Below are 12,845 nucleotides of genomic sequence, written 5' to 3' on the forward strand. Positions count from 1 at the left end.
TAATACAAGCTGCATTTAAAAGTTATTAATCTAAAAAATTGATTTCAAATAATTGAATGTCAGTAATCATACCGATATAAGACGTTGCTATCAAGTAAGTAACAGCTTAGCTAACTAGATTTGAAAATTAATAAGATAATTTATGTTATCCAATAATATTGGATACTGTTTTTTGTTAAAAACACAGAATCTGTCAATGAATTATGATCTATTCTTTACTGCCACAATAATAGAGTTACGAAGTAATAGATCATAATATTACAACTAACTTCCCTGTTAGTTGTATTACAAAATTTATTCTTTAGCAATTGGTTGTTCAACAACTTTGGTTTCTTTATCACCTTGTATAGACTTGATTTGAGCCTCGTATTGTTCAACTGCTTTTTTATCTGATAATAAACTATAGACTAATGTAAATTCAGCACTTTGTCCTGGTTCTAATTGACGTACACGTTTTTGTTCACGCTCAATCGTAACTGGGTAAGCAAAACTGGTTCCAGGTTCTAAACCAGTTACATAACCTTGTTTAAGTGTATCGGTATTTTTCCATAAAGTAAAAACAGGTAATTGATTTGTATTAAATGATATACCAGCTCCTTTATCGCCAGCTCGGTTAGTAACCATTACTTGAGTTTGTCCTTGATCATCGGCATAAGGATAAACATTAAAGACCATCTCATCAAAATCTTTAGTTGGACCTAAATACGTTTGCCAAGTTTTTAAGCCATTTTTGGCATAATCATTAAATGGTGAAATTTCTTTAATTGGTGCAACAAATCGTGCGCCCTCTTCTAGAATCGGCGTACCATAATTGCTGTGGTAAATAATCTGGTAATCTCGAGTATAATCACCCTTATTAGTAACGACATCATGAACAATAAAATCCTTACTACCCGGAACGTAGCTTAGCGATACCCAAGTTTCAAGATTACTTTTTTTGAAAGTATTTTCTTTAATTAGTCCTTTCACTGTTATGGTATAAGGTGCTTTATCCAATACATTAACAATCAATTTTGATACAGGTGTGTTTTGCGCTCGACCATGAAGCGTATATATCATGCCATCGGCTTGTACCGCATGCCCCGTCCACTCAAAACCACAACGAACCATCAATTCATTAAAACCGTCTAACCAACCCAATCCACCGCGACTTTCTAAATTAATGTATTTAGGATTGACAACTTCATCTACAGGTGAATCCCATCCTAGGCGGAGACCATCACCATCAACAGATAATATACCCAATCCTCGTGTAGGACTTAATTTGATCGTAAGATTGTCACTAGCAATAGTTAAAAGTTCACTACCATCTTGTTTCCCGCCTTTAAGAACCGTGTTTTTGATAGTGAATTTATGCTCTTTTACACCTAAATCTTCACTCGAAATAGACCAGTCACCTTTAGCAAGACCTTTTTCAACATCTGTTAATATGAATTCTTTAGCATCGGCACCATAACTTGCCAAACTAAGTATTGCAGCTAATGAAACTAATTGAACTTTCATGGTAATTCCTCTCATGGTTAATAAAACAATACTGAATCGTTTCAGTCAATATGACATAAATTACCCAAAATCCACAAAGAAAAATCATTAAAATGAGAGGTCATTCACACTTTTACAAAATCAAATAATAAATGTAGCAAAATGATTTGATTGAATAAGTGTGAAATATAGTGAAGATTATTGTTTAGGTCTAATCTGTCCTGCTTTCCAATGTCTGCGACAAACTGAGTGGAACTCGCTGTCTCCTAAATGAATTGAATTGCCAAATTTAACAATTTGACCATCTTTTCCTTCTAGTAAATTCATGGTTGCTTTTTTTCCACACCAGCAAACTGTTTTTAGTTCTCTAAAGTTATCGGCAATTTCTAATAATGTTTTTGAACCTTCAAATAAATGTCCCATATAATCTGTCTTTAAACCAAAAAACATCATTGGTACACCATATTCATCACATACATCAGACATCTTCCAGATAGTGCTTTGAGATAAAAACTGGCTTTCATCAATTAATACGCAAGCGTAATTATTTTTTTTAATCAATTCAATAATTTCATCAACACTATTATCATCAAGCTGTAATGCTTTTTTTCGCAATCCCAAGCGCGAGACAATTTCAACCGCCGAATCACGAGTATCGACCGAAGATTTAAGCAGTAAAGTCTGCATATTATTACTTAAATAATTGTGGTCAATTTGTAATAACTCGGTTGATTTACCTGCGTTCATTACGGCATAAATATAGTAAATTTTCGACAAAATAAGACTCTCAGAAATAAAATTAATGGATAAAAGAGATAGTTTAGATAGCAAAAAGGTAAGTTACATAACTTACCTTTTTCAAAGCTTAAAGATTAATTATTTAGCTTTACCTTGGTTAGCAACTGCTGCTTGTTTTGCTGCAATTTCATCAGCATTACCTAAGTAATAATGTTTGATAACTTTCATGTTGTCATCAAATTCATACACTAATGGTACACCAGTTGGAATATTTAGTTCGATAATATCATCATCACTGATGTTATCTAAATGTTTAACTAAAGCACGAAGAGAGTTACCATGTGCAGCGATAATTACACGTTCACCTTTAGCAACACGCGGTGCAATTGTTGATTCCCAATAAGGAAGTACACGTTTAATGGTTAACGCTAGGCTTTCTGTTAATGGTAATTCTGATTCAGGTAAATTGCTGTAACGTGAATCATGACCAGGGAAGCGTTTATCTGATTTTTCAAGTGCAGGAGGCGTAATTGCAAAACCACGACGCCATAATTTTACTTGTTCATCACCATATTTAGCCGCAGTTTCAGCTTTATTTAGACCTTGCAGCGCACCATAGTGACGTTCATTTAGTTTCCAACATTTTTCAACAGGTAACCAAGCTTGATCAACTTCGTCAAGAACATGCCATAAAGTATGAATTGCACGTTTTAATACAGAAGTATAAGCGTAATCAAATTGGAAACCTTCTTGTTTAAGTAATTTACCTGCTTCGGCTGCTTCTTTATTACCTTTGTCAGATAAATCAACATCAGTCCAACCACAAAAACGGTTTTCTTGATTCCAAACACTTTCTCCATGTCGAATAAGAACTAATTTTTTTACTGCCATGAGTCTAACTCCTTTGTTACGTAGAATAAAACTGTTTAAATTAAATAATCTTTATAATACTCATAAATTCCATACATTAGCTGTTTTGCAGTTAATAAATACTAATTTTTAGATAGATATTTTAATGGATCAACGGATTTTGCTTTATAACGAATTTCAAAATGCAATCTTACTGAAGAAGTACCCGTTGCTCCCATAGTTGCAATTTGTTCTCCTGCTCGCACCGCTTGTTGCTCTTTTACCAAAATCGTCTGGTTATGTGCATATGCGGTTAAATAATCATCATCGTGCTTTATAATAATTAAATTACCATAACCCGGTAAAGCATTACCCGAATAAACCACGCGACCATCTGCGGCAGCCATCACTTTATTACCTAATCCACCTGCTATATCAATACCTTTGCTAGCATTAGAAAATTTTTCAATAATTTTGCCTTTTGCTGGCCATTGCCATGTAATATTAGCAACCTTAGAAGTGGATTTTCCTGTACTTGGTGGAGTTGATTGTATTTCATTTGTAGTACTGCCTACCGGTTTGGTTTCCGTTTGAGTTGTCTCAACAACACTAGTTGTCTGGTTTTTACCCGATGTAGTCGTTGTTGTTGTCGTAGTTGTCGTAGTTAAAACAGGTGTAGGTACTGGCGTAGGTACCGGTGTAGACGTTTTAGCCGTAGATGCAGTTTTAGTATCCGTTCCTTTAGATTTTTGATTGGTAACCGCCACTTGTTGAGTTGTTTGATTGCTCTTTGTTACTTGTTGTGTAACAACAGTAGTTCCACCACTTACATCTAACACTTGTCCAACAGAAACAGAGTAAGGTTTCTTAATATTATTTTTAGCCGCTAAAGAGCGGTAATCATTACCTGTTACCCATGCAATATAATATAATGTATCACCTTGACTTACAGTATAAGTATCACCTTGATAACCTCCCTTAGGAATTTCGTCATAATTGCGCTTATATGAAGTACGTTCGTTAGTAACATTAACACCATTATTGCTGTTTACATTACTATTTTTATTTGCATCAACACTATTTGAACTTGACGTCGTTACTGGGCCAGGTAACTGTTTTGAAGAGGAATTTGCTGATACTGAAGGTGAAGAAGTACCTCTTCCAGAAGAAATATTAACAGGAGGTTTAGAATAACCTGTTTTTGATGAACCACCAGAAAAATCCGAAATATCTTCAATTTGGGCAGGATTGGATTGAGTACAGGCAGTAATGACCAAGCTTAAACAAGTTAGCGTAAGAATCTTTTTCAAAGCAACACCTTTCATTCGTTAATATTGTTTTAAGAGCATATTCTATCGTTTCTGATATAAAAAGCTATTATATCGGTTCCTTATTATGCTAGCTATAATAAAATAGATAAGGATACAATTTAAATTAATTACAATCCACAGAATTTATACTAAATTCGCACAAATATACCTTCTGTTTTTCGATTATCAATAGATTGCACAACAAATAGTCAACATCTAATTAGTAACATCTTTATTTACTATAACTAGTATAATAAATAGCGGAAAATAGAATTTATTTTTGAAAGTGGTGAGTATATACAATAAAATGCTGGTTCGTACAGTAGATTTATTCTATTTTCTGTGAAATTTTAATGTGACTCAAATTAATGACTCTATATATTGTTGCAACACCCATTGGAAATTTAGATGATATTACCCTTAGAGCAATTGACACACTTAAACGTGTTGATTTGATAGCTGCTGAAGATACACGCCATAGTGGTTTATTATTACAGCATTTGGGTATTAAAGCTAGACTTTATTCCTTGCATGATCATAATGAACAAGAAAAAGCACACGTTCTGATTGAAAAACTCCAAGCAGGCATCTCTATTGCCTTGATTTCAGATGCTGGTACGCCGTTAATCAATGATCCTGGTTACCATTTAGTAAAAGCTTGCCGTGAAAATGGTATAAAGGTAGTTCCGATTCCAGGAGCTTGTGCTGCCATTGCAGCCTTGTCGGTAGCTGGATTACCGTCCGACAAATTTATCTATGAAGGATTTTTACCCGCTAAAAGTAAAGCACGGCAAGATAGTTTAGCATCATTAATTACCGAACCGCGCACCATGATTTTTTATGAATCAACGCATCGCTTATTAGAGACCCTTAAGGATATGCAAACTATTTTTGGTGCCGATAAACAGATCGTTTTGGCTAAAGAACTTACTAAAACATGGGAAACCATTGTGAGCTTTCCAGTCAATGAGCTTATCGACTGGTTAAATCAAGATGTATCTCGTCAAAAAGGTGAATTTGTCTTAATTGTGGCTGGGTATATAGAAAGTAATAAGGATATTGATCCAAAAGCCATAAATACTCTTAAATTATTACAAAAAGAGCTACCATTAAAAAAAGCAGCCGCAATTACTGCTGAAATTTATGGACTTAAAAAGAATCAACTCTATCAAATTGGCTTAAATTTGGAAGAATAATTTAACAAGTCATGCACAACTTATCCCTTTTAATAAATTTAAGCAAAGTAACAAGTTAAAACCGATATCAACATTTGATATAGATCTATTACCAACACGTCAATAAGAACATTGGCATAAATAGCATGATTTAGTATATAATTACCTCTTATATTTAAGACATTTATTGATAAAAGGTAACAAACAGTATGGGATTTAAATGTGGTATCGTCGGACTACCAAATGTTGGCAAGTCAACTCTTTTTAACGCACTAACCAAAGCAGGCATTGAAGCAGCTAACTTTCCATTTTGTACTATCGAACCAAATACTGGTGTAGTACCAATGCCCGATCCACGTTTAGATGAGCTGGCTAAAATTGTCAAACCTCAGCGCACCTTACCTACTACTATGGAATTTGTTGATATTGCAGGATTAGTAAAAGGTGCCTCAAAAGGTGAAGGTTTAGGTAACCAATTTTTAGCCAACATTCGTGAAACTGAAGCCATTGGCCATGTTGTTCGTTGTTTTGAAAATGAAAATATCATTCATGTTGCAGGCAAAATTGACCCAGCTGAAGATATTGAAATTATTAATACTGAACTTGCGTTAGCCGATCTAGAAGCTTGTGAAAGAGCAATGACACGTTTACAAAAACGCGCTAAAGGTGGCGATAAAGATGCTAAATTTGAACTCGAAATTCTTGAAAAATGCTTACCACATTTAGAGCAAGGTAAAAAACTGTTGCTATTGGATTTAAGCAAAGAAGAGCTCGATGCGGTTAAATACCTGAGCTTTTTAACATTAAAACCAACCATGTACATTGCTAATGTTAATGAAGATGGATTTGAAAATAATCCTTATTTGGAAAAAGTAAAAGCCATCGCCGCTGAAGAAAAATCTGTTGTTGTTCCTGTTTGTGCAGCCATTGAAGCAGAACTTGCTGAACTAGATGATGCTGATCGTGATGAGTTCATGCAAGATCTAGGGTTAACTGAACCAGGCTTAAATCGCGTTATTCGTGCTGGTTATAGTTTACTTAATTTACAAACATATTTTACCGCAGGTGTTAAAGAAGTTCGCGCATGGACAATCTCAGTTGGAGATACTGCCCCACAAGCAGCGGGTAAAATTCATACCGACTTTGAAAAAGGCTTTATTCGCGCACAGACCATTGCTTTTGATGATTTTATCAAATATGGCGGTGAGCAAGGTGCTAAAGAAGCAGGAAAAATGCGTTCTGAAGGAAAAGACTATATCGTTCAAGATGGCGATATCATGAACTTTTTATTTAATGTATAACCATCTATTTTACGTCGCCTTTTGGCGACGTTATTATATTTGTTCTTATATTTAATTATCATTAAAATTTAATATAATAAAATTTATACTTAAACGTATACCTAACCTGAAACTTCTTGTCAAAACTAATGGACTATTCATATAAGGAAAGCACTCGCCAATGTTACTTACTTTTAAACAAGCCAAACAAAATATATTAGAAACTGCGACTAATGCAAAACCTCTGACTAATCAGACAGTCTCATTATTTGACGCTTTAGATAGAATTGCTGCCATACCAATTATTTCACCAATTAATGTTCCTGGATTTGATAATTCAGCAATGGATGGATACGCAGTCAGACTTTCGGATATTCAACAAACAAAAACATTACCTTTAGCCAGTGCAATTTTCGCGGGCGACGATATTAGTAATTTACAATGGCCAGAAGGTACTTGTTTACGCATTATGACAGGAGCCCCTGTCCCGATTGACGCAGACGCAGTTGTAATGCAAGAACATACAGAACAATCCGATTTAGGTATTCGTTTTTTAAAGGAAATTAAAGCTGGTGATAACATACGTCGGTGCGGTGAAGATGTAAAAAAGAATTCGATAACAGTTGATACAGGTAGCAAATTAACATTACCAACCCTATCAACCCTTGCAACACTTGGTATTAGTGAAGTCACCGTTTTTAACAAATTGAAAGTAGCTATCTTTTCAACAGGTAATGAACTAACACCTATTGGAACACCCTTATCAGGCAATGGCGCAATTTATGATAGTAATCGCTTTACTTTAAAATTGTTATTAACAAAACTTAACTGTGAAATTATTGATCTTGGAATTATTCCTGATGATCCGACTCAAATCAAACAAGCTTTAGTAACAGCATCAAACCAAGCAAATCTTGTCATAACCAGTGGTGGCGTTTCGGTGGGTGATGCTGATTATACAAAAACCGCTTTGGAAGATTTAGGACAGATCAATTTCTGGAAAATTGCCATGAAACCAGGTAAACCTTTTGCTTTTGGACAAATTGGTCATGCGTTATTTTGTGGTTTACCTGGCAATCCAGTTTCAACTTTAGTAACTTTTTATCAACTCGTTCAGCCATTGATTCTGACACTTTCTGGGCTTAAAACAACCGATATTGATTTTCGCTTCCAAGTAAAAGCAGCCACCGATCTTAAAAAAAGTATTGGTCGGGTAGATTTTCAACGCGGAAGATTGCAAATTGATGATCACGGAGAATTAGAAGTTGTAACTACTGGCCAACAAGGGTCACATATTACACAGTCATTTAATCAGGCTAATTGTTTTATTATTCTTGAACAAGAACGCGGTAATGTAAACAAAGGCGAATTGGTGATGATTGAACTATTTAATACCCTACTGAAGTAATTTCATCAATTTAAAATAGAAGTTAACTTATTAACACAAAATCATACACTATTTAAATAGTGTGTGATTAATGTTATTTAATCTTTAGAAGAGTGCAACTAAAATAGCACCAACAGCAATCATTGCCACACCCACGCCAGCTAACAATGAGATTTTTTCGCCAAATAAAATCACTGCAAATATAACTGCAAAAACCACACTTAATTTATCGATTGGCGCAACTTGCGATACTTTACCTTCTTTAATTGCCATAAAATAAAATAACCAAGACAGTGCGCCAGCAATACCGCTTAGAGCAATAATTAACAATGCTTTTTTATCATTTAAAAAAGTATTAACAAGATTAAGTTTACCTTGAACTACAACCACACCAACCAAAAAAATTGCCATAACAACGGCACGAATCGCTGTAGCTGTATTGGCATCAAGCTGTTGTAAACCGATTTTACCTAAAATCGCCACACCAGCTGCAGTAATAGCTGAGAGCAATGCATAAATAAGCCATGCACTCATACTAATACCTATCAACTTGAAAAAGGAACTGCTGATTATTTGAATTATTTTGACATTGTTGTGATTTATTCATCATACCTTTGCAATCTTCTAAAACGCCATGTGCTTTTGACCAATGATACTTTTTCCCTTGATCATTCTTTCCACCACATGCCACTAAAGTTAAACTTAGGATGATACAAGTCAATCCGAGCGTTGCTAATTTCATTATGCCTCCTTTTTTTGCAATCAATAACTAAATTATGGTTTAGAATTCAGAATTTCAAAGTTATTCTAATCCAGAATCATGATGATTAATAGCTAAACTGCCACCTATTTTTAATAGATGAAAATGACGATCAGCTCGATGTTCGCATAATTGTTGCGCAGGCTCATCTAACGATTCATCTGATAATTCGAATGTTCCCCAATGAATAGCAATCGCTTCATGACAATTAAGTTCATCATACAACTGCACAGCTTGAGCTGGATCAATATGTTGCGATTGTAATAATCTACGTGGTGCATAAGCACCTATTGGAATTAATGCCAGATCAATACAAGTAAAGCGTAGCCCTATCTCTTTTAAACGCGGTGAATAGCCAGTATCTCCCATAAAATAAACGGTTTTAGTTTTATTGGGAATATCCGCATTTGCCTGCACTATCCAACCGCACCATAGTGTTTTATTAATATCAAAAAGCCCCCGGTTACTCCAGTGTCTAGCAGGCGTTGCGGTAAAAGTTAGACTATCAAAAGTGATTGCATCATACCAATTAAGTTCAAAAACCTGCTTAGCTCCCCATTTTAAAAGCTTATCTTTTAATCCTAAAGGAACAACTAAAACGACTTTAGGAAATCGCTTAACTAATTGATGAATACTATAATCATCCAAATGGTCATAATGATTATGCGAAATCATAACAAAATCAATGTTAGGTAGTTGTTCGATCGTAAGCGCAGGGGGATTATGTCGTTTAGGTCCAGAAAATTGTGAAGGTGAAGCACGCTTAGAAAAAATAGGATCGGTTAAAATGATTTTATCATTTAAACGAATTAAATTAGTTGAATGACCTATCCACCAAGCTCTATCATCAGGTAACGTAAGATCGATAGGCTCACACCAAGTCTGATTAAATGCTTCATAACCTCCCTTTGGCTCAAGCACTTTTCGTCTTTGATACCACCACCATGTTTTAACAAAATTGATAGTAAACGGCTCATGGTTCTCAAATTTTTGGGTCGCACGATGTGCCTTTTTATTAGCTTCTTGCTTATTTATCATCGAGTAAAATCCTAGATTAATTAGCGGATCGTTCTATCACCACAGCTACATTGCTCGCATTAGCAATCGCACTAGGTTTTGAAACTTTTACTTTTAACCATTGCACTGAAAATTTTTGTATTACCAATTGCGCTACACGTTCAGCCACACATTCTATGAGCTCAAATTGAGTCGATTGAATAAAGCTGGTTATCGATTGGCTTACCAAAAAATAATCTAAACACAGTGAAACATCATCGCTCTCACCCGCAGGCTTGTTGTCCCATGACATTTCAAGATCAAGTATTAACTTTTGTTTTATGGTCTTTTCCCATTCATAAACACCAATAGTTGTTAGGACAGTAAGACCTTCAATTAATACTTTGTCTTTATTATTAATTTTCATAGTTAATTCCGATTGCTGAGCTGTATTAAATAGAGATTACCGAATCTTGATAAATTACGCTATAATTTATTGCAGTATATTATAAGAAATTAGTAATTATGACTCGGATATATCAACCTTTTACCATCAATCAAAATAGCCTTATTACTTTAAATGATGATGCTTTTAATCATCTTATACGGGTATTGAGAATGAAAAGAGGTGAAGAAATCATCCTATTTGATGGTTCAAATCATATCACCCCTGCGGTTATTCATGAAATAAATAAAAAATCAGTCACTGTAAAAACGGCTACAACAATTTTAGATAATCGTGAATCACCTTTAAATATTCATTTAGGTCAAGTAATTTCGCGCGGGGAAAAAATGGAATTTACCATTCAAAAATCCGTAGAATTAGGCGTTAGCTCTATCACTCCTCTATTGTCGGAACGCTGTGGTGTTAAGTTGGACGAAGAAAGAATGAATAAAAAAGTCCAACAATGGCAGAAAATTGTGATTTCAGCCTGTGAGCAGAGTGGTCGTAACGTAATACCTACCATTAATCCCGTGATGAAGCTGGAAAATTGGTGCGCAAATTTAACAAGTCAATTAAGATTAAATTTACATCCTAAAGCGCAACATGGTATTAAACATCTACCTAATGATAAAAATGATATTAGTCTACTAATTGGTCCAGAAGGTGGTCTATCCGATGCTGAAATCAATATGACACATCAATATGATTTTACTGATATACTACTTGGCCCACGTATACTACGCACTGAAACAGCAGCACTTACTGCTATCACAGCCTTACAAGTGCATTTGGGTGATTTAAGCTAATGAAATACAAATAAGGTAATTGTTTATTTGCAACTAGTCCAGTAACGAGTATGATAGTTGCCAATTTACTTATAATAGTGGGTAATATTCTATCATAAGGTTTCAGTATACTTTTTAATAAGTATAACTTTAATGTATGTTATCATCATAAATGTCGATAAAACCAATAACGTCAGTAAGGAGTTACCATGATTAAGCTTGGTATAGTAATGGATCCAATTAGTCATATCAAAATTAAGAAAGACACAAGTTTTGCTATGCTACATGAGGCACAAAAACGTGGATACCAACTTTTTTATATGGAAATGAATGATCTTTTTTTACATAATGGTGAAGCGTACGCAACAACCAAGACATTAAAGGTTTATAACGACCATTCCCATTGGTTTGATTTTACCGAAGAACAAACTATACCATTAAGTGATCTTGATGTAATTTTAATGCGTAAAGATCCACCCTTTGATACAGAATTTATTTATGCAACGTACATTCTTGAACGTGCTGAAGCAAAAGGTGTATTAGTGGTTAATAAACCACAAAGTTTACGTGATTGTAATGAAAAACTATTTACTGCATGGTTTGCGCAATTAACACCTGAAACATTAGTCACTCGCCAAACTCGACATATTAAAGAGTTTCATCAACAATATTCTGATATTATTTTAAAACCGTTGGATGGTATGGGAGGCGCCTCAATATTTAGAATTAAACAAGGTGACCCAAACGTATCAGTTATTATTGAAACATTAACCGAACACAATACACGATACTGCATGGCGCAAACTTATATACCCGCTATAACAGATGGCGACAAAAGAGTTTTAGTTGTCGATGGCGAACCTGTCCCTTTTTGTCTTGCTAGAATTCCACAAAAAGGTGAAACAAGAGGTAACCTAGCCGCCGGTGGACATGGTGAAGTTAGAGCATTAAGTGAAAGTGATTGGCATATTGCTAAAAGTGTTGCTCCAACTTTAAAAGAAAAAGGGTTATTATTTGTAGGTCTAGATATTATCGGTGATAAACTAACTGAAATAAACGTTACTAGCCCTACATGTGTTCGTGAAATTGAAGCAGAAAATCCCAATCTTTCAATTACTGGCATGCTCATGGATGCCATTGAACGTCGATTAAATAAGTTGAGTTAAAAATGATTAGAGAATTTAAAAGTGCCGATTTAGATAAAGTTATGGAAATATGGTTACAAGGTAATGAACAAGCACATAACTTTATTGATAGTAATTTTTTCAAACAAAATTTTGATATCGTAGAAATGTTGATCCCAATGTCAACCGTTTATGTTCAAGACCTTGATGGTGTAAAAGGCTTTGTTGGTATAACTGAAAATTATATTTCAGGTCTATTTGTTGAACAAGGTTATCGTCGACAAGGTACAGGTAAAGCTTTAGTTAATAAAGCGAAACAACGCTATAATGAGCTTTTTGTACATGTTTATAAGAAAAATACTGATGCGGTTAACTTTTTTCTTTCCCAAAACTTCGAAATCGTATCAGAATCAATCAATGAAGAAAGTAATGAGTTAGAACTTTTATTACGTTGCGATATTGAGCATAATGTTAAAATTGGTAAATGTGCTTTATAAACAATTAAAGATGTGAG

At 34.5% G+C, this 12,845-nt stretch carries 14 protein-coding genes; 6 read left to right on the forward strand and 8 right to left on the reverse strand.

Translation table 11 applies throughout. From position 1 onward, the window contains the following. Positions 1-294 precede the first annotated feature (294 nt). The 4 genes from GAPWK_RS08945 to nlpD all read right to left on the reverse strand — a co-directional run bounded on the left by GAPWK_RS08945 (position 295) and on the right by nlpD (position 4,379). Positions 295-1,503, reverse strand: a complete 1,209-nt coding sequence (locus GAPWK_RS08945; protein WP_025315892.1) for an aldose 1-epimerase family protein — start codon at positions 1,501-1,503, stop codon at positions 295-297. Positions 1,504-1,680: 177 nt separating this feature from the next. Next, positions 1,681-2,259, reverse strand: a complete 579-nt coding sequence (locus GAPWK_RS08950) for a thymidine kinase (protein ID WP_025315893.1) — start codon at positions 2,257-2,259, stop codon at positions 1,681-1,683. 99 nt (positions 2,260-2,358) lie between these two features. Further along, the gene (gene gpmA / locus GAPWK_RS08955) at positions 2,359-3,111 is read right to left on the reverse strand and encodes a 2,3-diphosphoglycerate-dependent phosphoglycerate mutase (protein WP_025315894.1); all 753 of its coding nucleotides are present in this window, start codon (positions 3,109-3,111) and stop codon (positions 2,359-2,361) included. Positions 3,112-3,212: 101 nt separating this feature from the next. Next, on the reverse strand, positions 3,213-4,379 hold the full coding sequence (gene nlpD, locus GAPWK_RS08960) for a murein hydrolase activator NlpD (protein WP_158413596.1): 1,167 nt from the start codon (positions 4,377-4,379) through the stop codon (positions 3,213-3,215). A 368-nt stretch (positions 4,380-4,747) separates the two neighbouring features. Here nlpD and rsmI point away from each other — a divergent pair, with 368 nt between their 5' ends. From rsmI to moeA, 3 genes are all read left to right on the forward strand, one after another. Continuing rightward, positions 4,748-5,575 carry a 16S rRNA (cytidine(1402)-2'-O)-methyltransferase gene (gene rsmI / locus GAPWK_RS08965; RefSeq protein ID WP_025315896.1) on the forward strand — a complete coding sequence of 276 codons (828 nt, stop codon included), beginning with the start codon at positions 4,748-4,750 and terminating at the stop codon, positions 5,573-5,575. 188 nt (positions 5,576-5,763) lie between these two features. Further along, positions 5,764-6,855, forward strand: a complete 1,092-nt coding sequence (ychF, locus tag GAPWK_RS08970) for a redox-regulated ATPase YchF (RefSeq protein WP_025315897.1) — start codon at positions 5,764-5,766, stop codon at positions 6,853-6,855. A 160-nt stretch (positions 6,856-7,015) separates the two neighbouring features. After that, positions 7,016-8,242: a molybdopterin molybdotransferase MoeA gene (gene moeA, locus GAPWK_RS08975; RefSeq protein ID WP_025315898.1), complete on the forward strand. Its 1,227-nt coding sequence runs from the start codon at positions 7,016-7,018 to the stop codon at positions 8,240-8,242. A gap of 84 nt (positions 8,243-8,326) precedes the next feature. Here moeA and GAPWK_RS08980 read toward each other — a convergent pair whose 3' ends face one another. The 4 genes from GAPWK_RS08980 to folB are packed head-to-tail and all read right to left on the reverse strand — an operon-like array spanning position 8,327 to position 10,404. Beyond that, complete coding sequence (locus GAPWK_RS08980; protein WP_025315899.1) at positions 8,327-8,755, reverse strand: EamA family transporter; 429 nt, start codon at positions 8,753-8,755, stop codon at positions 8,327-8,329. Between the two features lies 1 nt (position 8,756). After that, positions 8,757-8,963, reverse strand: coding sequence for a hypothetical protein (locus GAPWK_RS08985; protein ID WP_025315900.1), 207 nt, complete (start codon positions 8,961-8,963; stop codon positions 8,757-8,759). A gap of 60 nt (positions 8,964-9,023) precedes the next feature. Further along, entirely contained in the window at positions 9,024-10,019 is a 996-nt protein-coding gene (locus GAPWK_RS08990) for an MBL fold metallo-hydrolase (protein ID WP_025315901.1), read from the reverse strand. Between the two features lie 16 nt (positions 10,020-10,035). Beyond that, complete coding sequence (gene folB / locus GAPWK_RS08995) at positions 10,036-10,404, reverse strand: dihydroneopterin aldolase (RefSeq protein WP_025315902.1); 369 nt, start codon at positions 10,402-10,404, stop codon at positions 10,036-10,038. A gap of 98 nt (positions 10,405-10,502) precedes the next feature. Between folB and rsmE the strand changes: the two genes are divergently transcribed. From rsmE to GAPWK_RS09010, 3 genes are all read left to right on the forward strand, one after another. After that, positions 10,503-11,228, forward strand: coding sequence for a 16S rRNA (uracil(1498)-N(3))-methyltransferase (gene rsmE, locus GAPWK_RS09000; RefSeq protein ID WP_038517429.1), 726 nt, complete (start codon positions 10,503-10,505; stop codon positions 11,226-11,228). Between the two features lie 188 nt (positions 11,229-11,416). Further along, entirely contained in the window at positions 11,417-12,373 is a 957-nt protein-coding gene (gene gshB, locus GAPWK_RS09005; protein ID WP_025315904.1) for a glutathione synthase, read from the forward strand. Between the two features lie 2 nt (positions 12,374-12,375). Beyond that, entirely contained in the window at positions 12,376-12,828 is a 453-nt protein-coding gene (locus tag GAPWK_RS09010; RefSeq protein ID WP_025315905.1) for a GNAT family N-acetyltransferase, read from the forward strand. Positions 12,829-12,845: the final 17 nt, after the last annotated feature.

Source organism: Gilliamella apicola (assembly GCF_000599985.1).
Classification (GTDB): domain Bacteria; phylum Pseudomonadota; class Gammaproteobacteria; order Enterobacterales; family Orbaceae; genus Gilliamella; species Gilliamella apicola.

Excerpts from the sequence above, each read along its gene's own strand:
- GAPWK_RS08945 (WP_025315892.1), bottom strand. The coding sequence starts at position 1,503 with ATGAAAGTTCAATTAGTTTCATTAGCTGCAATACTTAGTTTGGCAAGT.
- gpmA (WP_025315894.1), bottom strand. The coding sequence starts at position 3,111 with ATGGCAGTAAAAAAATTAGTTCTTATTCGACATGGAGAAAGTGTTTGG.
- rsmI (WP_025315896.1), top strand. The coding sequence starts at position 4,748 with ATGACTCTATATATTGTTGCAACACCCATTGGAAATTTAGATGATATT.
- ychF (WP_025315897.1), top strand. The coding sequence starts at position 5,764 with ATGGGATTTAAATGTGGTATCGTCGGACTACCAAATGTTGGCAAGTCA.
- moeA (WP_025315898.1), top strand. The coding sequence starts at position 7,016 with ATGTTACTTACTTTTAAACAAGCCAAACAAAATATATTAGAAACTGCG.
- GAPWK_RS08980 (WP_025315899.1), bottom strand. The coding sequence starts at position 8,755 with ATGAGTGCATGGCTTATTTATGCATTGCTCTCAGCTATTACTGCAGCT.
- GAPWK_RS08985 (WP_025315900.1), bottom strand. The coding sequence starts at position 8,963 with ATGAAATTAGCAACGCTCGGATTGACTTGTATCATCCTAAGTTTAACT.
- GAPWK_RS08990 (WP_025315901.1), bottom strand. The coding sequence starts at position 10,019 with ATGATAAATAAGCAAGAAGCTAATAAAAAGGCACATCGTGCGACCCAA.
- folB (WP_025315902.1), bottom strand. The coding sequence starts at position 10,404 with ATGAAAATTAATAATAAAGACAAAGTATTAATTGAAGGTCTTACTGTC.
- rsmE (WP_038517429.1), top strand. The coding sequence starts at position 10,503 with ATGACTCGGATATATCAACCTTTTACCATCAATCAAAATAGCCTTATT.
- gshB (WP_025315904.1), top strand. The coding sequence starts at position 11,417 with ATGATTAAGCTTGGTATAGTAATGGATCCAATTAGTCATATCAAAATT.
- GAPWK_RS09010 (WP_025315905.1), top strand. The coding sequence starts at position 12,376 with ATGATTAGAGAATTTAAAAGTGCCGATTTAGATAAAGTTATGGAAATA.